The 21,378-nt window shown below is 67.5% G+C and carries 24 protein-coding genes; 18 read left to right on the top strand and 6 right to left on the bottom strand.

Translation table 11 applies throughout. The features are described 5' to 3' along the window. Positions 1-105: 105 nt before the first annotated feature. The 7 genes from PSR88_RS11845 (at position 106) to PSR88_RS11815 (ending at position 6,737) form a co-directional block, all read left to right on the top strand. Positions 106-1,251 (top strand): acyl-CoA dehydrogenase family protein, encoded by a 1,146-nt coding sequence (locus tag PSR88_RS11845; RefSeq protein ID WP_005251441.1) that lies wholly within the window; start codon positions 106-108, stop codon positions 1,249-1,251. A 40-nt stretch (positions 1,252-1,291) separates the two neighbouring features. Further along, positions 1,292-2,053 (top strand): SDR family NAD(P)-dependent oxidoreductase, encoded by a 762-nt coding sequence (locus PSR88_RS11840; protein WP_016882638.1) that lies wholly within the window; start codon positions 1,292-1,294, stop codon positions 2,051-2,053. Between the two features lie 44 nt (positions 2,054-2,097). Next, positions 2,098-2,793: a TetR/AcrR family transcriptional regulator gene (locus PSR88_RS11835; protein WP_005569496.1), complete on the top strand. Its 696-nt coding sequence runs from the start codon at positions 2,098-2,100 to the stop codon at positions 2,791-2,793. 122 nt (positions 2,794-2,915) lie between these two features. Next, the gene (locus PSR88_RS11830; RefSeq protein WP_009475010.1) at positions 2,916-3,725 is read left to right on the top strand and encodes an SDR family oxidoreductase; all 810 of its coding nucleotides are present in this window, start codon (positions 2,916-2,918) and stop codon (positions 3,723-3,725) included. A gap of 22 nt (positions 3,726-3,747) precedes the next feature. Then, positions 3,748-4,989, top strand: coding sequence for an acyl-CoA dehydrogenase family protein (locus PSR88_RS11825; RefSeq protein WP_011595105.1), 1,242 nt, complete (start codon positions 3,748-3,750; stop codon positions 4,987-4,989). Continuing rightward, positions 4,986-5,744 carry a 3-oxoacyl-ACP reductase FabG gene (gene fabG / locus PSR88_RS11820; RefSeq protein ID WP_009475008.1) on the top strand — a complete coding sequence of 253 codons (759 nt, stop codon included), beginning with the start codon at positions 4,986-4,988 and terminating at the stop codon, positions 5,742-5,744. Before PSR88_RS11825 ends, fabG begins: the two co-directional genes overlap by 4 nt. Positions 5,745-5,747: 3 nt before the next feature. After that, positions 5,748-6,737 (top strand): NADPH:quinone oxidoreductase family protein, encoded by a 990-nt coding sequence (locus tag PSR88_RS11815; protein WP_016882641.1) that lies wholly within the window; start codon positions 5,748-5,750, stop codon positions 6,735-6,737. Here PSR88_RS11815 and PSR88_RS11810 read toward each other — a convergent pair. Continuing rightward, positions 6,734-7,192 carry an SRPBCC family protein gene (locus PSR88_RS11810; protein WP_016882642.1) on the bottom strand — a complete coding sequence of 153 codons (459 nt, stop codon included), beginning with the start codon at positions 7,190-7,192 and terminating at the stop codon, positions 6,734-6,736. The two genes, PSR88_RS11815 and PSR88_RS11810, sit on opposite strands and share 4 nt — an antisense overlap. A 119-nt stretch (positions 7,193-7,311) precedes the next feature. Here PSR88_RS11810 and PSR88_RS11805 point away from each other — a divergent pair, with 119 nt between their 5' ends. The 4 genes from PSR88_RS11805 (at position 7,312) to PSR88_RS11790 (ending at position 10,999) form a co-directional block, all read left to right on the top strand. Further along, entirely contained in the window at positions 7,312-7,932 is a 621-nt protein-coding gene (locus PSR88_RS11805; RefSeq protein WP_009475005.1) for a TetR/AcrR family transcriptional regulator, read from the top strand. 99 nt (positions 7,933-8,031) lie between these two features. After that, the gene (locus PSR88_RS11800) at positions 8,032-9,243 is read left to right on the top strand and encodes an acyl-CoA dehydrogenase family protein (protein WP_011595103.1); all 1,212 of its coding nucleotides are present in this window, start codon (positions 8,032-8,034) and stop codon (positions 9,241-9,243) included. Continuing rightward, entirely contained in the window at positions 9,240-10,265 is a 1,026-nt protein-coding gene (locus PSR88_RS11795) for a phosphotransferase family protein (RefSeq protein ID WP_011595102.1), read from the top strand. Before PSR88_RS11800 ends, PSR88_RS11795 begins: the two co-directional genes overlap by 4 nt. Further along, positions 10,262-10,999, top strand: a complete 738-nt coding sequence (locus PSR88_RS11790) for an SDR family NAD(P)-dependent oxidoreductase (RefSeq protein WP_011595101.1) — start codon at positions 10,262-10,264, stop codon at positions 10,997-10,999. The genes PSR88_RS11795 and PSR88_RS11790 overlap by 4 nt, the downstream gene beginning before the upstream one ends. Here the strand turns inward: PSR88_RS11790 and PSR88_RS11785 are convergent. Further along, positions 10,987-11,547: a hypothetical protein gene (locus PSR88_RS11785; RefSeq protein WP_016882643.1), complete on the bottom strand. Its 561-nt coding sequence runs from the start codon at positions 11,545-11,547 to the stop codon at positions 10,987-10,989. The two genes, PSR88_RS11790 and PSR88_RS11785, sit on opposite strands and share 13 nt — an antisense overlap. A 94-nt stretch (positions 11,548-11,641) precedes the next feature. Between PSR88_RS11785 and PSR88_RS11780 the strand changes: the two genes are divergently transcribed. The 6 genes from PSR88_RS11780 to PSR88_RS11755 are packed head-to-tail and all read left to right on the top strand — an operon-like array spanning position 11,642 to position 15,452. Then, on the top strand, positions 11,642-12,148 hold the full coding sequence (locus tag PSR88_RS11780) for a methylated-DNA--[protein]-cysteine S-methyltransferase (RefSeq protein ID WP_016882644.1): 507 nt from the start codon (positions 11,642-11,644) through the stop codon (positions 12,146-12,148). Further along, on the top strand, positions 12,145-12,636 hold the full coding sequence (locus PSR88_RS11775) for an RNA polymerase sigma factor (RefSeq protein ID WP_009474999.1): 492 nt from the start codon (positions 12,145-12,147) through the stop codon (positions 12,634-12,636). Before PSR88_RS11780 ends, PSR88_RS11775 begins: the two co-directional genes overlap by 4 nt. Continuing rightward, positions 12,633-13,235, top strand: a complete 603-nt coding sequence (locus PSR88_RS11770) for a methylated-DNA--[protein]-cysteine S-methyltransferase (protein WP_009474998.1) — start codon at positions 12,633-12,635, stop codon at positions 13,233-13,235. The genes PSR88_RS11775 and PSR88_RS11770 overlap by 4 nt, the downstream gene beginning before the upstream one ends. Continuing rightward, positions 13,232-13,942, top strand: coding sequence for a 2OG-Fe(II) oxygenase (locus PSR88_RS11765; protein WP_009474997.1), 711 nt, complete (start codon positions 13,232-13,234; stop codon positions 13,940-13,942). The genes PSR88_RS11770 and PSR88_RS11765 overlap by 4 nt, the downstream gene beginning before the upstream one ends. Positions 13,943-13,947: 5 nt before the next feature. After that, entirely contained in the window at positions 13,948-14,604 is a 657-nt protein-coding gene (locus PSR88_RS11760; protein WP_011595099.1) for an alpha-ketoglutarate-dependent dioxygenase AlkB family protein, read from the top strand. Further along, positions 14,601-15,452, top strand: coding sequence for a DNA-3-methyladenine glycosylase family protein (locus PSR88_RS11755; protein WP_016882645.1), 852 nt, complete (start codon positions 14,601-14,603; stop codon positions 15,450-15,452). The genes PSR88_RS11760 and PSR88_RS11755 overlap by 4 nt, the downstream gene beginning before the upstream one ends. On the opposite strand, the gene PSR88_RS11750 is transcribed toward PSR88_RS11755, so the two are convergent. Continuing rightward, a complete protein-coding gene (locus PSR88_RS11750) occupies positions 15,449-17,671 on the bottom strand; it encodes an MMPL family transporter (RefSeq protein WP_016882646.1) in 2,223 nt (740 codons plus the stop codon). The two genes, PSR88_RS11755 and PSR88_RS11750, sit on opposite strands and share 4 nt — an antisense overlap. A gap of 83 nt (positions 17,672-17,754) precedes the next feature. Next, positions 17,755-19,290, bottom strand: coding sequence for a bifunctional 3'-5' exonuclease/DNA polymerase (locus tag PSR88_RS11745; protein ID WP_085990440.1), 1,536 nt, complete (start codon positions 19,288-19,290; stop codon positions 17,755-17,757). A 122-nt stretch (positions 19,291-19,412) separates the two neighbouring features. On the opposite strand from PSR88_RS11745, the gene PSR88_RS11740 reads away from it, so the two are divergent. Beyond that, positions 19,413-19,622: a hypothetical protein gene (locus PSR88_RS11740; RefSeq protein ID WP_011595096.1), complete on the top strand. Its 210-nt coding sequence runs from the start codon at positions 19,413-19,415 to the stop codon at positions 19,620-19,622. A gap of 1 nt (position 19,623) precedes the next feature. Here the strand turns inward: PSR88_RS11740 and PSR88_RS11735 are convergent, their stop codons facing one another. Next, positions 19,624-20,967 carry a YhgE/Pip domain-containing protein gene (locus PSR88_RS11735; protein WP_011595095.1) on the bottom strand — a complete coding sequence of 448 codons (1,344 nt, stop codon included), beginning with the start codon at positions 20,965-20,967 and terminating at the stop codon, positions 19,624-19,626. A 75-nt stretch (positions 20,968-21,042) separates the two neighbouring features. Next, positions 21,043-21,291 (bottom strand): phosphopantetheine-binding protein, encoded by a 249-nt coding sequence (locus tag PSR88_RS11730; protein ID WP_020476804.1) that lies wholly within the window; start codon positions 21,289-21,291, stop codon positions 21,043-21,045. Between the last annotated feature and the right edge of the window lie 87 nt (positions 21,292-21,378).

Here is a 21,378-nt window from a genome sequence, read left to right as displayed (position 1 = left end):
TACCGCGCCGCACCCTCAGTATAAGCAAGCGCTTAGAAAATAAGCACACGCTTACATGCTGGAAAGCGTGGACACAGTCAGCTGGATTTCGACAAAGGAGCGGTCATGCGACGCACCCTGTACGGCCCCGATCACGAGGCATTCCGCGAATCGGCCCGGGAGTTCGTGAACCGCAACCTCCTGCCGGTGGCCGACAAGCTCATCGAGCAACGCTTCATCGACCGCGAGATCTGGCTCGAAGCGGGCCGCAACGGATTCCTCGGCCTCGAGGTCCCCGAGGCATACGGCGGAAGCGAGGCCGGCGACTACCGGTTCAATGCGGTTCTCGCCGAGGAGCTTTCGCGGGCAAGTGCCGCCGTGTCGTCGAGCTTCGGCATTCACGCCGACGTCGTTGCGCCGTACCTCGTGCAGCTCACGACCGAGGAGCAGAAGCAGCGTTGGCTACCCAAGTTCTGCACCGGTGAACTGCTCACCGCGATCGGCATGACCGAGCCTTCCGGTGGTTCCGACCTCGCCTCGCTCAAGACCACTGCGGTCAAGGACGGCGACGACTGGATCATCAACGGTTCCAAGACGTTCATCACCAACGGCTACAACGCCGACCTGGTGATCGTCGCGGCGCGCACCAGTCCCGAGAAGAAGTCCAAGGGCATCACCCTGTTCGCCGTCGAGACGGGCATGGAGGGCTTCGAGCGCGGCCGCAAGCTCGACAAGGTCGGCCAGCACGAGTCGGACACCGCCGAGCTGTTCTTCGAGAACGTGCGTGTGCCGTCGACGAACATCATCGGTGAGATCGACCGCGGATTCATCCACATGATGGAGATGCTGCCGCAGGAGCGTGTCGGCGCCGCCGTCTCGAACATCGCGCACGCCGCGCCGATCCTCGAGGAGACGATCCAGTACGCCAAGGACCGCAAGGCATTCGGCCAGCCCATCGGCTCGCTCCAGTGGAACAAGTTCCTCCTCGCGGACCTTGTCACCCGTGTCGAGGTCACCCAGGCCTACGTCGACAACTGCGTCGCCGCACACGCCGACGGTGAGCTCACCGCAGTGGACGCCGCCAAGGCGAAGTGGTGGACTGCTCAGGTGCAGAACGAGGTCCTCGACCACTGCGTGCAGCTGCACGGTGGCTACGGATTCATGACCGAGTACCGTGCCGCCCGTGCATGGATGGACGCCCGTGTCACCAAGATCTGGGCCGGTTCCAACGAGATCATGAAGGAACTGATCGGTCGCGACCTCGGCCTCTGAACCCGTACCCCGTAGCCCGACGACAAAGGAGTCGCTTCGTATGTCCGTTCTCGACAAGTTCAGCTTGACCGATCGGGTGGTCGTCGTGACCGGTGCGTCGTCGGGTCTCGGGGTGGCGTTCGCGCAGGCCGCGGCGGAGGCCGGCGCCGATGTGGTGCTGGCGGCGCGCCGCACCGACCGTCTCGAGAAGACCGCCGAACTGGTGCGGGCCGCCGGACGTCAGGCGCTGTGCGTTGCGACGGATATCGCAGACCCGGCTCAGGCGCAGAACATGATCGACGCGGCCATGGAGAAGTTCGGCCGGGTGGACGTGCTCGTCAACAATGCCGGCGTCGGTACGGCAGTCCCCGCGACGCGGGAGACGCCGGAGCAGTTCCGGCAGGTCGTCGACATCAACCTGAACGGTTCCTACTGGGCCGCGCAGGCGGCGGGGAAGGTCATGAAGCCGGGCGGCGCGATCGTGAACATCGCGAGCGTGCTCGGTCTCACCACCGCGGGACTTCCGCAGGCCGCGTACGCCGCGAGCAAGGCCGGGGTCATCGGTCTCACCCGCGACCTGGCGCAGCAGTGGGGTGCCCGCAAGGGCATCCGGGTGAATGCGATCGCTCCCGGATTCTTCGAGACGGAGATGACGGACCAGTACCAGGACGGGTACCTCGAATCGATGAAATCGCGGCTCGTTCTCGGTCGCCTCGGTGACCCGGAGGAGCTCGCCGCGACCGTCGTCTGGCTCGCTTCGGACGCTGCCGCGTACGTCACCGGTCAGACGATCGCGGTGGACGGCGGCATCACCATCACCTGAGCGTCGGGTTGGGCGGGGCTGCGGTGCTGGCGTATAAGTAGGAAATGACCACGCGCACCGTCCATGAAGAGTGGGACGACCAGCCCGCCCCGTCGATGGCGGCCACCGATCTGTTGCGGGAGCCTCCGGCGACACCGCGTGGTGCACGCACGCGCGCGGCGTTGGTGGCGGCCGCGCGGACGGTGTTCGAGCGGTCCGGGTACCTCGATGCCCGGCTCACCGACATCACGAAGGAAGCCAACTGCTCGACGGGGTCGTTCTACACCTACTTCGACAATAAGGAGCAGGTGTTCGCCGCTGTGCTCGAGGTGGCGCAGGAAGACATGATGCACCCGGGCATGAAGCGGGTGCAGGACACCGACGACCCGTACGCCGTCCTGGAGGCGAGTAACCGCGCCTACCTGGAGGCCTACCGGCGTAACGCCAAGCTGATGGGGCTGCTCGAGCAGGTCGCGCACATCGACCCGGCGTTCGCGGACCTGCGGCGTCAGCGGGCCGACGCGTTCATCGCGCGGAACGCGCGGGGCATCGCGGAACTGCAGGCGCGGGGCATCGCCGACAAGGAACTCGACCCGATGCTGGCGTCGCGTGCGTTGTCGGGGATGGTCAGCCGGTTGGCCTACAACGTGTTCGTGGCCAGCGTGAACGGGACCGACGGCACTCCCGTCGACTTCGACGACGTCGTGTTCACCACGACGCGCATCTGGGCAAACGGGCTGAGGTTCCCCGAGCGGAGCTGAGCGCCACCCGACGGCGTGAGGGCGTGGGGCACCCAGGTCAACGAAACTGAATCCGACACCGGATTCAGGTGATTTCTGTGGAAGACTGGGATCACATCCGTGTCCCCTCGAGGAGGAATCTCGTGCAGGTTGCGCAGAAGGTCGCCATCGTCACCGGTGGCGGAGGTGGAATCGGCGGCGCACTCGCGGAGCGGCTCGCCGCCGAGGGGGCCAGGGTCGTCGTCACCGATCTCGATGCCGCATCGGCCCAGGCAGTGTCGGACCGGATCAACGCGACGCGTCCAGGGGCCTCGATCGCCCGCGGTGCCGACGCGTCCGACGACGCACAGATCGGCTCGGTCATCGACGCTGCGGAGAAGGCTTTCGGCGCCGTCGACCTCTACTTCGCCAATGCGGGCGTCGCGGCGGGGGAGGATCTCGAACCCGACGACGCGGTGTGGGACCTCGCCCTCGACGTGAACGTCCGAGCGCACATCCGGGCGGCACGCCGGCTGGTCCCCGGCTGGATCGAGCGCGGCGAGGGGTACTTCGTCAGCACGGCCTCGGCCGCCGGGCTACTCACCCAGATCGGTTCCGCCCCCTACTCGGTGACCAAACATGCGGCCGTCGGATTCGCCGAATGGCTGTCCGTCACGTACGGCGACAAGGGCGTCCGTGTCAGCTGCCTGTGCCCGATGGGCGTCAACACCAAGCTGCTCACCGACGACGCCGCCCTGTCGGCCACTGCCGCACGCGCCGTCACCACCGCGGGTACGGTTCTCGAAGCGTCCGAGGTGGCCGAATGTGTGCTCGCCGCAATGGAAGCCGAACAGTTCCTGATCCTTCCGCACCCCGAAGTGCTGGAGATGTACCGGCACAAGGGCGCCGACTACGACCGATGGATCCGGGGAATGCGCCGCTACCAGGCCTCGCTCCTCGCCCAGCCGTCCTGACCCGACCGCACGAGGAGCCCGCATGTCGCTGTTCGACCTATCCGATCGCGCCCAGCAGTTGCAGACCGATCTGCTGGAGTTCATGGATTCGCATGTGTATCCGGCGGAGGCGGTGTACGAGGAGCAGATGCGGGAGTCGGGGGATCCGCATTTCCAGCCGCCGGTGTTGGAGGAGTTGAAGGCGGAGGCGCGGCGGCGGGGGTTGTGGAATCTGTTTCATCCGCATCCGGGGACGGGTGCGGGGTTGACGAATCTCGAGTATGCGCCGTTGGCGGAGATCATGGGGCGCAGTCATATTGCGTCGGAGGCGTGCAATTGTAATGCGCCGGATACGGGCAATATGGAGGTGCTGGAGTTGTTCGGTACGGCCGAGCACAAGGAGAAGTATCTGACGCCGTTGCTGGAGGGGACGATGGCGTCGGCGTTCGCGATGACGGAGCCGGCGGTGGCGAGTTCGGATGCGACGAATGTGGAGTTGTCGATGGTCCGGGACGGTGACGAGTATGTGCTGAACGGGCGGAAGTGGTTTGCGTCGAATGCGTTGCATCGTAATTGCCGGGTGTTGATCGTGATGGGGAAGACGGATCCGTCGGCGGCGCCGCATCGGCAGCAGTCGATGATGGTGGTGCCGATCGATGCGCCGGGGGTGACGGTGATGCGGGGGTTGCCGGTGTTCGGGTATCAGGATCGTGAGGGGCATGCGGAGATCGATTTCGCGGATGTGCGGGTTCCGGTCGAGGATGTGCTGAAGGGGGAGGGGGAGGGTTTCGCGATTTCGCAGGCGCGCCTGGGTCCGGGTCGGATTCACCATTGCATGCGGGCGATCGGGATGGCGGAGCGGGCGTTGGAGTTGATGTGTCGTCGGGCGTCGTCGCGGGTGACGTTCGGTAAGCCGGTCAGTGAGAATGCGAATGTTCAGGATTGGATTGCGGAGGCGCGGATCGAGATCGAGATGATTCGGTTGTTGACGCTGAAGGCGGCGTATCTGATGGATACGGTGGGGAACAAGGAGGCGCGGACGGAGATCGCGGCGATCAAGGTGGCGGCTCCGAATATTGCGCTCGAGATTGTGGATCGGGCGATTCAGGTGCACGGTGGGGCCGGCGTGACCGACGACTTCCCCCTCGCCATGATGTACGCCCATCTGAGGGCATTGCGTCTCGCGGACGGACCGGACGAGGTCCACAAGATGTCCATCGCGAGAAGAGAACTGCGTAAATACCGCACGAAGACCGAGAACAACCAGCATGGAGGAAACAAGTGAGCCAGGAACGTAGAACCGCCATCGTCACCGGATCGGCCCGGGGAATCGGCGCCGCCGTCGCGAAGCGGCTGGCCGAGGACGGCTACGCGGTCGCCGTCCTCGACCTCGACGAGTCCGCATGTGCCGGCACCGTCGACGCGATCACGTCCGCCGGCGGAAAAGCGCTGGCCGTGGGCGCGAATGTCGCCGACGAGGAGTCGGTCGCTGCGGCAGTCGAGCGGGTGGCGACCGAACTGGGCGCCCCGACGATCCTGATCAACAACGCCGGGATCACCCGCGACAACCTGCTGTTCAAGATGACCGTCGACGACTGGGACGCCGTGATGAACGTGCACCTGCGTGGTGCGTTCCTGATGTCGCGGGCCGTGCAGAAGTACATGGTGGACGCCAAGTTCGGGCGCATCGTGAACCTTTCGAGCACCTCGGCGCTCGGTAACCGCGGGCAGGTCAACTACTCCGCCGCCAAGGCGGGCATGCAGGGCTTCACCAAGACGCTGGCATTCGAGCTCGGCAAGTTCGGTGTCACCGCGAACGCGATCGCGCCCGGCTTCATCGAGACCGAGATGACCGCCGCGACCGCCGAGCGGGTGGGTGTCGGATTCGAGGACTTCAAGAAGGCCGCGGCGTCGCAGATCCCCGTGAACCGCGTCGGGCAGCCCGAGGACATCGCGCACACCGCATCGTTCTTCGTGAGCGAGGGCGCCGGATTCGTGTCGGGTCAGGTCGTCTACGTCGCCGGTGGACCGAAGGACTGATCGATGAAGGCGTGGCGTGTACACGAATTGGGCCAGCCGCGGGACGTTCTGACGTTCGAGGACGTCCCCGACCTCGAACCGAAGCCCGGCGAGTTGCTGGTCAAGGTGCTCTCGGCGGCCGCCAACTTCCCGGATGTGCTGTTGTGCCGCGGCGAGTACCAGATCAAGCCGCCGCTTCCGTTCACTCCCGGTGTGGAGCTGTGCGGCGAGGTGGTGGGCCTGGGTGAGGGTGTCACCGAGTTCGCCGTCGGCGACCGGGTGATCGGCATGCCGAGCCTGCCGAACGGCGGGTTCGCCGAGCTGGCCGTCATGTCCTCGGCCACCGCGTTCCCCGCTCCGGAGGCCCTCGACGACGCCGAGGCGTCGGCGCTGTCGATCGGCTACCAGACGGGATGGTTTGCGCTGCACCGCAGGACGCAGATCCAGCCCGGCGAAACGCTGCTCGTGCATGCTGCGGCAGGTGGTGTGGGCAGCGCGGCCGTGCAGCTGGGTAAGGCGGCAGGCGCCAAGGTGATCGGCGTCGTCGGCGGACCCGAGAAGGCGGCGTATACGCGGGAACTCGGAGCCGACCTCGTGATCGACCGGCACAGCGAGGACTTCGTCCAGGCCGTGAAGGACTTCACGGACGGCCGCGGTGCCGACGTCGTGTTCGATCCGGTGGGCGGCGACTCCTACACGAAGTCGACCAAGTGCATCGCGTTCGAGGGTCGCATCATTGTGATCGGGTTCGCGAGTGGCACCATCCCGTCGCCCGGGCTGAACCATGCGCTGATCAAGAACTACTCGATCATCGGGCTGCACTGGGGGCTGTACAACGCCTACAACCCCGCTGCGATCCGGGAGTGCCACGACGAGCTGACGAGGATGGCCGCGGCAGGCGAGATCAAGCCGATGATCAGCGAGCGGCTCGGACTCACCGACGTCGCGGACGGCATCGCGAGACTCGGCGAGGGGACAACGGTCGGACGGCTGGCTTTCCTGCCCGGACGCTAGCGGTTGCGCTTCGCGTACAGCTCCTCGAGGTTGTGCCGCAAGGTCACCTCGGTGTTCTTCACGGCCGTTTCGACGAACGGTTCGACGATGAGGCCGAGGGCCTTGCCGGCGAGACCGCCGGGGAGTTTGTACGCGAAGTCCACGCTGATCTCGGTCTTGTCCTCACCGTGAGCGGTGAACTCCCAGGTAGAGGAGTTGGCGGCGCCGTCGAGCGACGCCAGGGTGATGACCCGGTCCTGTTCCCACTCGGTGACCTCTAACCGGGACCGCAGCGTGGTGGGGCCGATGTGGATCGCGGCGTCGAATGTCGACTCCATCCCCTGGTCGAATTCCCCGATCGGACGGAACTCCGAGACTCCGAACATCCAGTCGGGGACCGTCCGGTAATCGTCGATGTACGCGAACGCCACATGGATGGGCACGGCTGCGATCGCGGAGTGGCGGACGTGGATCATCAGGTGGTCCCTGGCTCTCTGTCGGAGAAGGCTGTCGATCTGGGCGACCTCGTTCGACTCTAGTCAACTCCCGCGACCGCAGCAGGGGAGCGGCGGGTGCCTGTTCTACCGTAGGACCCATGACGGTAGAGGGCACCCAGCGCGGCAGTTCCTGGCGTGAGTACACCGACCAGGGCTTGTCCAAGGTTCTGGCCGCGGCGCTGGCGGCGTTCGTCGAGAAGGGGTACGACGGCGCGTCGATCCGTGAGATCGCGTCCCGCGCCGGTCTGTCGGTCCCCGGTCTCTATCATCACTACCCCTCCAAGCAGGCGCTGCTGGTGGGGTTGACGAACGCGGTGATGCGCGAACTCCTCGATCGCAGCCACGCGGCGGTGGCCGAGGCGGGCCCGACACCGGGCGAGCGGTTCGACGCGGTCGTCGAGTCGTTGCTGCGGTTCCACATGTACCGGCGCGAGCAGGCGTTCGTCGCGTCCCGGGAGACGCGGAGCATGGAACCGGAGAGCCGGAAGGCGTACATCGCGCTGCGCGACGAGCAGCAGGAGATGCTGGACGACATCGTCCGCGAGGGGGTGGCGGCCGGGCTGTTCCGGACGCCGTTCCCGGAGGACGCGAGCCGCGCCGTCGTCACGATGTGTGTCGCGGTGTCCACCTGGTACCGGGAGGACGGGCCGCTGTCGCCCGACGAACTGGTCGAGCGGTACCTGGCGATCGCGAGGAGCACGGTCGGCGCGTCCGGCTGAGTCTTGACCGGCCTTCGAAGGTGTGGAATTGTCGGGGACGACTTCGACCGAGCGAGTGATCGGTCGGTACCGGAGTCGTCGTACTGACTGGAGGTAGTTGTGGCGATCGATCTGTCCTACGCACCCGAGGTGACCGCGCTCGTCGAGAAGACCGAGGCGTTCATCCGCGAAGTCGTGCTGCCCATCGAGGACGAGCACGGCGGCGACATCACAGCTGCCGGTGGCGACACCCTGCGCGTGGAGCTGCAGAAGGCAGCCAAGGACGCCGGAGTCTTCGCCCCGCACGCACCCGTCGAGTACGGCGGGCACGGCCTGAACATGACCGATCGCGCGCCCGTCTTCGAGGCTGCGGGCTATTCGCTGTTCGGTCCGACGGCCCTGAACATCGGGGCACCTGACGAAGGCAACGTCCACATGCTCGCGCACATCGCCAGCCCGGAGCAGAAGGAGCGGTTCCTCGCCCCGTTGGCGCACGGCGACATGCGGTCGGCGTTCGCCATGACCGAGCCGTCGCCCGGAGCCGGCTCCGACCCCTCGGCGCTGACCACGCGCGCCGAGAAGGTGCCGGGCGGGTGGAAGATCAACGGCCACAAGTACTTCATCACCGGCGCCGACGGCGCGGGATTCTTCATCATCTTCGCCCGCACCTCCGGCGTGCCCGGCGACCGCGGCGGCGCCACGATGTTCCTCACACCGGCCGACGCCGAGGGGCTGAGGGTGGGACGCCACATCGACACCCTCGACCGGGCGATGATCGGTGGGCACTGCGAGGTGTTCTTCGAGGATCTGTTCGTCCCCGACAGCGGGGTTCTCGGCGAGGTGGACCAGGGATTCGCCTACGCCCAGGTCCGGCTCGGGCCCGCCCGGATGACACACGTCATGCGCTGGCTCGGTGCGGCGCGCCGCGGCCACGACGTCGCCGTGGCACACGTCGCGCAACGTGACGGTTTCGGAGGCAAGCTGGGCGATCTGGGCATGGTCCAGAAGATGGTCGCGGACAACGAGATCGACATCGCCGCCAGCCGGGCGCTGTTGACGCGGGCATGCTGGGAACTCGATCAGGGCGGCCACGCGAGCAACTCCACGTCCATCGCCAAGACCTACGCATCGGAGGCCATCTTCCGGATCGTCGACCGCTCCATCCAGATGTGCGGCGGTCTCGGCGTGTCCGGCGACCTGCCCCTCGCCCGGCTGTCCCGCGAGGTGCGACCGTTCCGCGTCTACGACGGACCGTCCGAGGTGCACCGCTGGGCCATCGCCAAGCGTGTCGTGGGTGCCGCGAAGAAGGCCGCGCGGGAGGCGGGCGCATGAGCGAACATCGGGGGCTCGATCTCGTTGCGCTGCGCAAGTTCCTGTCCGAGTCGGGCGTTCCTCTCGACGGTGACTTGCGGGCCGACCTGATCGCCGGCGGCAAGTCCAACCTCACGTACGCCATCTTCGACGACTCCTCGCGGTGGGTGCTGCGAAGGCCGCCCACCGCGGGGCTCACACCGTCGGCGCACGACGTTGCCCGCGAGTTCCGCATCACGTCGGCGCTGCAGGGCACCGACGTCCCGGTGGCCGCCACCGTCGCACTGTGCGAGGACGACAGTGTGATGGGCGCGCCGTTCACGGTGGTGGAACATGTGACGGGTCAGGTGATCCGGACCAAGTCGGATCTCGAGGCGCTGTCCGGCGACGACATCGACTCGTGCACCGACGAACTGGTCCGTGTGCTCGGTGCGTTGCACAACGTCGACTACGACGCCGTCGGCCTGGGCGAGCTCGGCCGCCCGGACGGGTACGTGGCCCGGCAGGTCAAATTGTGGGCGAGTCAGTGGGGGCGGGTGAAGACGACGGACTCCGCGGACGTCGACCGCCTGCATGCCGCGCTGGTCGAATCGATTCCGCAGCAGTCGGAGTCGTCGATCGTGCACGGCGACTACCGCATCGACAACACCATCCTCGCGTCCGGCGACGTGAGCACCGTCGCGGCGGTCGTGGACTGGGAACTGTCGACCCTCGGCGACCCCCTCACCGATGTCGCCCTGATGTGCGTCTACCGGCATCCGGCTCTCGACCTGGTGCTCGGCGAACCGGCGGCCTGGACGAGCCCGCGACTGCCGTCGGCCGACGACCTCGCGCAGCGTTACACCGTGGCGTCGGGGCGCGAACTGGTCCACTGGAACTTCTACCTGGCGCTCGCGAACTTCAAACTCGCCGTCATCGCCGAGGGCATCAACCACCGCTACCGTGTCGGCGCCACCGTCGGTGAGGGGTTCGACAAGGCGGGCGACGCGGTGCCCGAATTCATCGCGGCCGGCCTGCGCGCCCTGAAAGGACAGACCGTATGAGTCGCACCGCACTGATCACCGGTGCCTCACGTGGTATCGGACTCGGCATCGCCACCCGTCTCGCCGAACAGGGGTACGGACTGACGATCACCGCCCGCGATCGTGATCGGCTCGAGTCCGTGGCCGCCGACCTGCGGACCGCAGGCGCGAAGGACGTCGTCGTGGTCGCCGGTGACCTCGCTGACGAGGAATCCGCGGGACGCGTCGTCGAGGCGCACGCCGACGCCTACGGTTCGCTGAACGCGCTGGTACTCAATGCCGGGGTCGGAACCGCGGGCCCCATCGGCGAGTTCCCACTGAGCCGATTCGACAAGAGCCTCGGAGTCAACCTGCGGGCGCCGTTCAGCCTGCTGCAGCAGTCGCTGCCGCTGCTCCGGACCGGTGCGGCGGAGAACCCGGGGCGCGGGTCCAAGGTCGTGGCCCTGGCATCGATCACCGGCGTGTACGCCGAGGCGGGGCTCGCCGTCTACGGGGCGACCAAGGCCGCGCTGATCTCCCTCACCGAGACGCTGAACGTGGAGGAGTCGGGCAACGGCGTCTCCGCGACCGCGCTCGCCCCGGCGTACGTCGACACCGACATGTCCGCGTGGATCCACGACACGATCCCGCCCGAGGCGATGATCGAGGTCGACGACATCGTCGAACTCGTCGACGCCCTGCTGCGGCTGTCGTCGCGCGCGGTGGTCCCGAAGATCGTCGTGGGACGCGCCGGAACGGACGGCTACCGCGCGTAGTCCTCGTCCTCCTGGGCCTCGCCGCGCCTGCGGAAGAACTTGAACCCGGGGACGCCCTGGATCGCCTGGCGCACGCCCTGGACCTCCTCGAGGAGTTGGTGGATCTCCGGCGACACGGTGTCGAGGGTGGCCAGGATCGGCAGCAGCCCCTCCATGCGGAGGGTCAGCTCGGGCAGGTGGTTCACCAACCCGATCGCGGCGTGAATCTCCTCCTCGGTGAGGTCGTCGACGAACCGCTGTGCCAGTGGGGCGGCCTTCGTCGCCAGCGGCTCGTACAGGCCGATGAGGGTCTGCGCCGACGCGGACGCGTGGTCGGCGGTGGAGACGACGGTCGCCGCCGATTCCGCCACCGCGTTCGCCCTCGACACGGCGATCTCGGCGCCGTCGCTGATCGCCTCGATGCGGGCAATCAGCACTTCGACCTGGTCCAGAAGGGTGCCGATCCGGCCGGGAAGGGAGACGACGAGTTCAGCGGTGTCCGCCGACCACCGGACGATCCCGGTGACGGTACGCACCAGGTCGCGGGTGCCGAGTTGTACGAGAGCCATCGGCCCATCCTGCCTGATGCTTTTCGCACCTCACGTTTCGGTCGTGGCAGACGTCTACCTTTCAGAGGCCCGTACACCTGGAAGGATTGGCACCGTGAATGCCGACCGAGCAGCACACACAGTCATCGATTCACCGATCGGCCCCCTGACGCTGGTGAGCGTCGACGGGGTGCTGAGCGGCATCTACATGGTCGAACACCGGCATCAGCCCAATCCCGCTACGTTCGGGGAACGCGACACCGCAGGTTTCGACGAGGCCATCACCCAGCTCACCGAATACTTCGACGGCAGGCGAACCGAGTTCACCGTCCCGCTCGCCGCGCGTGGCACCCTGTTCCAGCAACGAGTGTGGGACGCCCTGCGCACCATCCCGTACGGCGAGACGTGGACGTACGGTCAGCTGGCCGACTCCCTCGGCACCCCGACCGCGGTTCGTGCGGTGGCGGCGGCGAACGGCAGAAATCCGATCAGCATCATCGTTCCGTGCCACCGCGTCATCGGGAGCAACGGCAGCCTGACGGGGTACGCGGGCGGGCTCGACCGCAAACGGTTCCTGCTCGAACGCGAAGCGGAACGGGCGGGACTCCGGCTGAGCCGATGACCCTGAAACCGTTCGAAGACGTCGTGGCCGAGCACGGCCCGACGGTGCTGCGGGTCTGCCGGGCCGTGGTCGGTCCGGTGGACGCCGAGGACGCCTGGTCGGAGACGTTCATCGCCGCGATGCGGGCGTACCCCGACCTGCGTCCCGGGAGCAACGTCGAAGCATGGCTGGTGACGATCGCGCACCGGAAAGCGCTCGACCACATACGTGCGCGTGACCGGCGGCCCGTCCCCACCGACGAGCTTCCCGAGCAGACCACCGACCGCGGACTTCCCGGCGGTCACGACGCCGAGTTGTGGAACTCGGTCGGCGCCCTGCCGATGAAGCAGCGGGCTGCGGTGGCGTATCACTACCTGGCCGGGCTGCCGTACACCGAGATCGCGGTGATCCTCGGCAACTCCCCGGACGCGTCGCGGCGGGCGGCCGCCGACGGCATTGCGGCGCTACGCAAGACCCTCTCGATCTCTGTGAGTGGAGACATCACATGAACATCCCCGACATCGTCTACGCCCTGTCCACGTCGGACTCCGCGGTCGAGCAGAAACTGCGTGAGCGGCTCGCCGCCCTCGCCGCCGAGGCAGGTCTCCTCGACGTCGCGTACCGGACACTCGACACCCCCGTCGGTTCGCTCCTGCTCGCCGCCACCGATCGCGGGCTGGTGCGGGTCGCCTTCCCCAGCCAGGATCACGACGCCGTACTGCAGACCCTCGCCGAGCAGATCAGCCCCCGGATCCTGCGCGCACCCGCCCGACTCGACAGGGTGGCCCACGAGATCGACGAATACTTCCTCGGCGAGCGCACGAGTTTCGACATCCCGCTGGACTTCAGGCTGTCCAAGGGATTTCGGCTCGAGGTTCTCCACCATCTTCCCGAGATCGACTACGGGCACACCGCGAGTTACGCCGCGGTCGCGGCGGCCGCAGGCAGTCCGAAAGCTGTGCGCGCGGTCGGAACCGCCTGCGCGCTCAACCCGCTCCCCGTCGTGGTTCCCTGCCACCGGGTGGTCCGCAGTGACGGCAGCATGGGGCAGTACGCGGGTGGGCCGGAGGCCAAGTCGATCCTGCTGACATTGGAGGCAGCGGCATGACCATTTTGACGCAACGCGTGAACGACCTGGATTGGCAGGGTCTCCACGCCGAGACCGATGCCGCCGGATGCGCGCAATCGGAGCAGATCCTGACCGCCGCGGAATGCGGGCAGATCGCGGACATGTACGAGGAGGTCGAGCGTTTCCGGTCCACCGTCGACATGGCCCGGCACCGTTTCGGCTCGGGACAGTACCGGTACTTCGACTACCCGCTACCGGAGGTCGTGGCCGAACTCCGCGCCGCCTTCTACCCGAAACTGCTTCCCGTGGCACGGGACTGGGCCGCCAAGCTGAGGCATCCCTCGCCGTGGCCGGACACCCTCGGCGAATGGCTGGACATGTGCCACGACGCCGGCCAGAAACGAGCGACACCCATCCTGCTCAGCTACCGCGCGAACGACTGGAACGCGCTGCACCGCGACCTCTACGGTGACCTCGTGTTCCCGTTGCAGGTGGTGATCGGCCTCGACCGTCCGGGAGTGGACCACGAGGGCGGCGAGTTCATGCTCGTCGAGCAGCGGCCCCGCGCCCAGTCCCGGGGCACGGTGACGACGCTGCAGCAGGGGCACGCGCTGATCTTCACCACCAGGGACAGACCCGTGCGCTCGACCCGCGGTTGGTCGACGGGACCGGTACGGCACGGTGTCAGCACCGTTCGGCGCGGCACCCGCCGAACCCTCGGCCTGGTCCTGCACGACGCCGAGTGACCGTGATGTCCGCCTTGATACCCCGCCCCCGAACCGAGGTGGCGCCCGGCGCCGTCCACGTACCCGACTGGCTCACGCCGGCCGCGCAACGCCACCTGGTGGCCGAATGCCGGCGCTGGGCCACCGCACCGGTCCCGATGCGGGCCGCGCAACTGCCGACGGGGCATCGCATGTCGGTGCAGACCGTGTGCCTAGGCTGGCACTGGAAACCGTATTCCTACTCGCGCACCGCCGAGGACGCGGGCGGTGGCCGCGTCGCGCCGGTGCCCGGCTGGCTGGTCGAACTCGGCCGGCGGGCGGTGAGCGAGGCCTACGGGCAGCCCGCCGACGGGTACACACCCGACGCCGCGCTGATCAACTTCTACGACGACACCGCGAAGATGGGCATGCACCAGGACAAGGAGGAGCGGTCCGATGCGGCCGTCGTGTCGTTGAGCATCGGCGACACGTGCACATTCCGCTTCGGCAACACCACCACCCGCACCAAGCCGTACACCGACGTCGAGTTGCTGTCGGGCGACCTCTTCGTGTTCGGTGGTGAGTCCCGGTTCGCGTATCACGGAGTGCCGAAAGTGTTTCCCGGCACGAGTGATCCGGCCTGTGGGCTGACAACGGGCCGACTGAACATCACACTGCGGGTGACGGGACTCGAGGACGCATGAGAGTGCAACTGCCCTACCGGGGTCCGTTCACCCATGCGCCGCTGTGGCGCGCGCTCCGCGCCCACACCGTGTCCGGACTCGAGCGACACGACCCCGACGGAACACACACCCGGGTGGTGAACGGTCCGCACGGGCCCGCTCTGGTGTCCGTCGTCGTCCGTCCCGCCGACGGGTACGTCGAGGCGCACCTGACACCGGCGGATCCCGGAGACGTCGAGGCTGTGACAGCCGCGGTCCGGCGCTGGCTCGACCTCGACACGGATCCGCTGCCGATCGACGCCGCGTTGAGCCATCATCCGCAACTGGCTCCGCTGGTGGCGCTGCGTCCGGGTCTGCGGCGCCTGGGGAGCGTGGACGGGTTCGAGACGGCCGTTCTGACTGTTCTCGGACAACAGGTTTCGCTGGCAGCGGCCCGGACGTTCGGCAGCCGGCTCGTGCACGCATACGGCCGGCCGGTCCACGACGGATTCTTCGCGTTCCCCGAACCGGAGACGCTGGCAGCGCTCTCACCCGAACAGTTGCGCTCGACCCTCGGCCTCACCGGCGCCCGGGCCAGGACGGTGCTCGCGCTGGCCGAGGCGGCGTCCGACGGTCTGAGTCTCGGCGCGGACACCGACCCGGCCGAATTCCGGGCCGGTCTGCTCGCACTGCCCGGCATCGGTCCGTGGACGGCGGACTATCTGACGGTGCGGGTGCTGGCCGACCCGGATGCGTTCACACCCGACGACCTCGTCCTCAAGCGCGCGCTGGGGGTCAGGACCGGCAGGCAGGCAGCGGAACTGGCCGAGCCGTGGCGGCCGTGGCGGGCCTACGCGCTGTTCCACCTGTGGACGGACGAAGCGTATTAATCCTTTGCTTTCGCCAGCGCCGACGGCCACCAGATCTTCTTGCCGATGTCGTGCGAGAGCGCCGGGACGAGGATGCTGCGCACGATGATCGTGTCGAGCAGCACACCGAACGCGACCGCGAAACCGACCTCGGCGAGGAACACCAGGGGCAGCACACCCAGCACCGCGAACGTCGCGGCGAGCACGACACCGGCCGACGTGATGACGCCACCGGTCACTGCCAGCCCACGCAGCACACCGGATTTGGTGCCGTGTTCCTCGGTTTCCTCGCGGACCCGGGTCATCAGGAAGATGTTGTAGTCGATGCCGAGCGCCACGAGGAACACGAACGCGAACAGGGGGAACGCCGGATCTGCATTCGCGAAATGGAAGACGTGGGTGAAGAAGAGTCCGCACACCCCGAGGGTGGCTGCGAACGACAGGACCACGGTGGCGATGAGGATGATGGGCGTGAGCAGGGCCCGGAGCAGGAGGGCCAGCACGACGAAGATGACGACGAGAACGATCGGGATGATCAGGTTCCGGTCGTGCACCGACGCCGTCTGCACGTCGAGAGTGGTTGCCGTGCTGCCACCGACGAGCGAATCGGCACCGGGCACGGCGTGCGCTGCGTCGCGCAGTCGCTTCACCGTCTCGAGGGCTTCCGGGGAATCGTACGAGTCCGCGAGCGTCACGTTGACGACCATGCGGCCGTCGATCGGTGCGGCCGTGAGGAAGTCGGGTGCGCACCCCTGCCCGGCCGCCGACGCCACCGCGGCCGGATTGGACTTGACGAGTGCAGACAGCTTCTCGACATCGACCTGCGGGCACACCGCGCCGGGATCCGTCGACACCCCGTCCACACCGCTCACGGCCGCGATGACCGCGTCCGTCTGATCGGCATTGGTGACGATGACGGCAGGCGCGCCGGCACCAGGATCGAACTTGGAGTCGTACAACTCCTGACCGACGACGGCGTCGGGCCGGTTGGTGAAGTTCTCCGACGACGACAACCCGTCCGTCTTCAGACTGCCGATGCCGACCAGGAACAGCACGGCCAGCAGCACCGTCGTACCGATCCAGAGGGGGCGGTCCTTGCTCCCGACCTGGGCGGCGATCCTGCCCCACAGACCGTGCGTGGTGAGGTCTGCGGCCTCGTCCACCTTCGGTTTCCGCGGCCAGAACACCCACCGCCCCGCCGCGGACAGCGCCACGGGCAGGAACGTCATCATCACGAGGTACGTGCACGCGATGCCGATCGCGGCGACCGGCCCGAGACTCTTGTTGGAGTTCAGTTCGGAGAACGTCAGGCACAGCAGACCGAGGATGACGGTGACCGCCGACGCCGTGATGGCGGGGGCGGATTCCTTCCACGCCTTGATCATGGCGTCGAACCGGCTTGGATAGAAGTGCAGTTCTTCCCGATATCGGGAGATCAGGAGGAGCGCATAGTCGGTGCCCGCACCGATCACGAGGACGAACAGGATGCCCTGGCTCTGTCCGGTGAGTGTGAGCACCTCCGCCTTGGCGAGGAAGTAGATGACCATCGACGCCAGGCCGAGCGCGAGTAGCGCCGAGAAGAGCGGGAAGAACCACAGCACCGGGGAGCGGTAGACCACCAGCAGGATCAGGACGACCACGAGCAGCGCGGCGCCCAGCAGTGCACCGTCGAGTCCGGCGAACGCGTCGATGAACGCCACCAGGAGGCCACCGGGACCGGCAGGAAGCACCTCGAGCCCGGCGGCCGCGTTCTTCGCGGCGGTGAGGACGTTCTCCTCGGTGGCGGCGAGCACATCGCCGGCGACCGCCGTGCCGTCCTCCTTCGCGACGAGGGGAACGAAGATCGATGCCGTGGTGCCGTCCTGGGAGAACTGTGTCTGGGCCATGCCTTCGGCGTCGACCCCGTCGACTGCCGCGATGGCGTCACGCGCCTGGGCGATGGCGGCCTTGTCCTGCTCGGTGAGCGGGGAGTCGCTGTGGAACAGCACGAAACCGGGGATGGTTTCGACGGTGAGGAACTTGGACGATTCGTTGGTGACGATCGTCGATTCGGCGGAACTCGACAGGTAGGCGGCGTTGTCGTTCTTCTGGACCTCGGTGAGCTTTCCCTGGAAGGACCCCCCGAATCCGCCCGCGAAGAACGCGATGATCGCGATGGCCACGATGGTGAACGCAGGCCAGCGGAATCTGCGCGGCGTCTCGCCGCTGGTGCTCGAGTCCGTCGAATCCAACTTCGTCATGGGTTCTCCTTCGCCGCCCCCGCCAGCAGTGCGTCCCAGTACACCATGTCGAGCGCACCCGCGACACCGGAAATCCGCGCGCGTCAGGCCTCGTCGGAGGTTTCGGCGTAGCAGTCCCGCACCGCCACATCCATCGGGAACCGCACCCGCGTCTCGCCGAACAGCAACCGGGTGGCTACCTCGACCGCGCCCAGAACGTGCCGCGTCGCCGAGTCGGGGTCCCGGGTATGCACCATCACCTCGTCGTGCTGGAAGAAGACGAGTTCACTGTCCGGGTCGTCGGCCAGCCGGCGCCGCAGGTCCGCGAGCACGCACAGTGCCCACTCGGCTGCCGTGGCCTGTACCACGAAGTTTCGAGTGAACCGGCCGCGCGACCGGGCGTCGCCGTGCGACCAGAAATCGGGTGACGGCGGTGGGCACGCCCGGCCGAGCCACGAGTGCACGACCTCGCCACGTTCACCGGCACGGGCCGCCCTTTCCACATATTCGACGGCGACAGGAAAGCGGGTGCGCAGCAGGGTGAGCAGCGAACGGGCCTCGCCCGCGGTGGCGCCGTACAGAACACCGAGGATCGCGACCTTGGCCTTGCCACGATCGCCGTCGAACGTCTCCGCCGCCACCGGTGCATACAGGTCGTCGGCGCCCGCCGCGGCGACCATGCGGGCGTCACCCGACATGGCGGCCAGGATGCGGGGTTCGAGTTGGCCGGCGTCGGCGATGACGAACGTGTGACCCGGGTCGGCGATCACGCTCGACCGCAGCGGTTTCGGAATCTGCAGTGCGCCGCCGCCGCGGCTCGCCCAGCGGCCGGACACCACGCCGCCGGGGACGTAGACGGGCCGGAACCGGTCGTCGCGGACCCAACTGTCCAGCCACTGCCAGCCGTTCGTGCTGAACAGCTTGGACAGATCGCGGTGGCGCAGCAGCAGCGGCACGGCGGGATGATCGACCTCGCGCAGCAGGTGTTTGCGGGTCGACGCGAGTTCGATGCCCTCACGGCGAAATGCGTCGACGACCTCGACGTGGGACGCCGGGTTGATGCGACGGCCGAACGCCGACCCGATCTCCACGGTCACGTCCTGGATGCGCTGCGGCAGGTCGTACCCGGCCGGCCGCGGCCCGAGCGCCGCCTCGAGGAAGGCGCGATGGGTACGGGTGGAGAACGGCAGGCCGTCGACGCTCATCTCCGCCGCGGCCAGCGCACCCGCGGACTCGGCTGCCACCAGCAGGTCGAGCCGTGCATCGTCACCGATCGTCTTCCGCTGTTCCGCGAAGTCCGCCACCACCTGCGCCGGATCCGTGGTGGGTGCGGTCTCGAACAGTCCGGGGCGTTCGTCGACGGGTTCGTCCGGCGGCGGCGCGGGAACACCGTCGCGCATGCTGAGGATGGCGTGGGTGAGCGCGAGGTCCTGGCAGCGCCGCACGCGCACCCCGGTTCGCAGCAGCGCCGGATAGACGGCCGCGGTACTCGTCCAGACCCAGCGGGGGTGCTCGGTGGCCTCGATGTCACGGACCGCGGCCACGACGTCGGAGTGACGACGTGGCGACTCGACCGGAACGCCCGCGGGATCGGTGCGAACGGTCATCGCGCCACCGTCGGCGTCGGGAACCAGGACCATTCTCACGTGCCCAGTCTGCTCCGCGTCACCGACAGCTGTTAATCCGCCGTCGGGTGGGGGTGAACCCGCAGGTCGGCACTACACTGAACGCAGACGCTTCTCGCCGGAAGGAGGGGCATCCGATGGCAACCATCGAAGAGTTCGAGCAGACGGTGACCGACAAGGTGATCGCCGGACTGCACGACAAGTTCGCCGACTACGAGCGCCGCGGAGTCGGACTCGCGGAACTCGGCGACCCCGATCGGTTCGTCGAACGGATCCTGGCGGCGGTGCCCGCCCCGCATCCCTGGTACGAACAGTTCGGCACGGCCTGGTCGTCGACGCCCGCGTGACTCACGCCCCGGCCGCGTCCACCGGTTCGGGTTCGGTCTGCGCCTTGTGGCGGCGATGCAAACCCTTGCGGTCGTAGAACCGGGTGATGACGGCGCCGAAGACGAGGCCGATGAGAAGGCCGGCGAGGGTCATCCACACCGCGTGGATGAGCCCTGCGTCGCCCGCTGCGCCGAAGAACATGATCGCGCGCACCCCGATGTAGATCTGGTGCATCGGTTCGAACTCACCGAGCCAGGTGTACAGGCGCGGCGCCGCCTCGAGCGGGATCGTGCCGCCCGACGAGGGCAGCGCCAGGACGACGAACACCAGCAGGTTGATGAGCAGGCCCAGGTTGCCGAACGCGGCCATCACGGACATCGCCGTGATCCCGACCGCGGCGATCGCGAAGGCGCCGTACTCCCACAGGGCGAGCGGGTCGGTGATCGGCAGGCCGAGGGCGGAGCTGATCCAGAGGTACAGACCTGACACGATCATCGCCAGCACAACCATCACCGCCCACTTGATCAGCAGGGTGTTGAACCGTGAGATCGGGACCGCCTCGTTGTGGAGGTACAGCGGCCCGACCTCGGTCGGAGTGAATCCGAGCATGCCGTCGATGAGGGTGCTCGCGATGGTCGCACCGGTGAAACCGGCCAGGACGATCAGGAGCGCGTAGTAGAACGCCGCCAAGCCGAAACCGGTGCCGTCGGGCAGCGGGTTGTGGGCCACGACCCGCACGTCGATGGGGTCGTCGAGCACGAGCCGGCTGGCCCCCGACAGCTGGAGGTCGGGGGCTGTCGCCTGGAGTTGCTGCGTCACCTGGGTGGTGAGCTGCTGGCCCATCGTCTGATTGGCCTTGTCCAACGCCATCTCACCGATGTTCTGGACGAGGTTCGCACTGATCGTGCCTGCGCGGGGGTTCGTGTAGATCGTGATCACCGGACGCTCGACGTCGCCGGGAATCACGCCGGCCTGGGCGAGGATGAACGTGCGCTTCGTGAAGTCGCTCGGTATGACGATCGCGCCGTAGATTTCCCCGTTGTCCAGCGCGGACTGGGCCTGCGCGATCCCGATCTGCCGAAGTTCGACCTTGTCCGGATCGACACCCTCGACGAGCCCGGCGGCGATCTGGTCGCCGAAATTCTGCTGCTGCGGCGGGTTGGAATTGGGTGTGGTGTCGCCCTCGTCCTGATTGACGAGCGCGATGGGGAAGTGGTTGAGGTGCTTGGTGGGGTTGAGCATTCCACCCATGTACAGCGCGGCCAGCAGGGACATGACGACGGAGACGAGGAGCAGGGGAGCGATCCAGAACCGGGGTGTCCGGAGCACGCTCATCCTGCCTGTACCGCTGGTTTCGTGAGCCATGTCCCCTCGCATCCTCCCGTGTCCGGGCCGACCCTGGGATCGACCAGCGGGATCAAGAGTAGGCGGTGGGACCGCTCAGCGTGCTGCCGTCACCTCGAACCAGGCGTCGAGTGTCGGCTCGCCGACGAGGTCCACGAGATCCACCTGCACACCGTCCGCCCGCCATCGTTCGACCAGCGCCATCACGCGCACGGAGTCCATTCCCTCGTCGAGCAGGTTCGCGGAATCGTCGATCTCGGCGACCGGGACGTCGAGCACGTCGGCTACGTCGGCGCGGATTCGGTCGCGGGTCGGAACTGTGCTGGAAGCGGAACTCACTGTCATCCTCCGGTGCGGCGGTCGAACCACGGCCCGTTGAGCCGATTCGACGACATGGGGTAGGTTGCTGGGTTAGTGAAGCCTAAGCATAGT

The organism is Rhodococcus sp. DK176 (assembly GCF_038447315.2).
In the GTDB taxonomy this organism is placed as follows: domain Bacteria; phylum Actinomycetota; class Actinomycetes; order Mycobacteriales; family Mycobacteriaceae; genus Rhodococcus_F; species Rhodococcus_F jostii_A.
The sequence above is the reverse complement of the archived record's forward strand: the minus strand, read 5'-3'. Positions and strand labels throughout refer to the sequence as shown.

Coding starts and splice junctions, on each gene's coding strand:
- PSR88_RS11845 (WP_005251441.1), top strand. CDS start 106: ATGCGACGCACCCTGTACGGCCCCGATCACGAGGCATTCCGCGAATCG.
- PSR88_RS11840 (WP_016882638.1), top strand. CDS start 1,292: ATGTCCGTTCTCGACAAGTTCAGCTTGACCGATCGGGTGGTCGTCGTG.
- PSR88_RS11835 (WP_005569496.1), top strand. CDS start 2,098: ATGACCACGCGCACCGTCCATGAAGAGTGGGACGACCAGCCCGCCCCG.
- PSR88_RS11825 (WP_011595105.1), top strand. CDS start 3,748: ATGTCGCTGTTCGACCTATCCGATCGCGCCCAGCAGTTGCAGACCGAT.
- PSR88_RS11815 (WP_016882641.1), top strand. CDS start 5,748: ATGAAGGCGTGGCGTGTACACGAATTGGGCCAGCCGCGGGACGTTCTG.
- PSR88_RS11810 (WP_016882642.1), bottom strand. CDS start 7,192: ATGATCCACGTCCGCCACTCCGCGATCGCAGCCGTGCCCATCCATGTG.
- PSR88_RS11805 (WP_009475005.1), top strand. CDS start 7,312: ATGACGGTAGAGGGCACCCAGCGCGGCAGTTCCTGGCGTGAGTACACC.
- PSR88_RS11795 (WP_011595102.1), top strand. CDS start 9,240: ATGAGCGAACATCGGGGGCTCGATCTCGTTGCGCTGCGCAAGTTCCTG.
- PSR88_RS11790 (WP_011595101.1), top strand. CDS start 10,262: ATGAGTCGCACCGCACTGATCACCGGTGCCTCACGTGGTATCGGACTC.
- PSR88_RS11785 (WP_016882643.1), bottom strand. CDS start 11,547: ATGGCTCTCGTACAACTCGGCACCCGCGACCTGGTGCGTACCGTCACC.
- PSR88_RS11775 (WP_009474999.1), top strand. CDS start 12,145: ATGACCCTGAAACCGTTCGAAGACGTCGTGGCCGAGCACGGCCCGACG.
- PSR88_RS11770 (WP_009474998.1), top strand. CDS start 12,633: ATGAACATCCCCGACATCGTCTACGCCCTGTCCACGTCGGACTCCGCG.
- PSR88_RS11765 (WP_009474997.1), top strand. CDS start 13,232: ATGACCATTTTGACGCAACGCGTGAACGACCTGGATTGGCAGGGTCTC.
- PSR88_RS11760 (WP_011595099.1), top strand. CDS start 13,948: ATGTCCGCCTTGATACCCCGCCCCCGAACCGAGGTGGCGCCCGGCGCC.
- PSR88_RS11755 (WP_016882645.1), top strand. CDS start 14,601: ATGAGAGTGCAACTGCCCTACCGGGGTCCGTTCACCCATGCGCCGCTG.
- PSR88_RS11750 (WP_016882646.1), bottom strand. CDS start 17,671: ATGACGAAGTTGGATTCGACGGACTCGAGCACCAGCGGCGAGACGCCG.
- PSR88_RS11745 (WP_085990440.1), bottom strand. CDS start 19,290: ATGGTCCTGGTTCCCGACGCCGACGGTGGCGCGATGACCGTTCGCACC.
- PSR88_RS11740 (WP_011595096.1), top strand. CDS start 19,413: ATGGCAACCATCGAAGAGTTCGAGCAGACGGTGACCGACAAGGTGATC.
- PSR88_RS11735 (WP_011595095.1), bottom strand. CDS start 20,967: ATGGCTCACGAAACCAGCGGTACAGGCAGGATGAGCGTGCTCCGGACA.
- PSR88_RS11730 (WP_020476804.1), bottom strand. CDS start 21,291: ATGACAGTGAGTTCCGCTTCCAGCACAGTTCCGACCCGCGACCGAATC.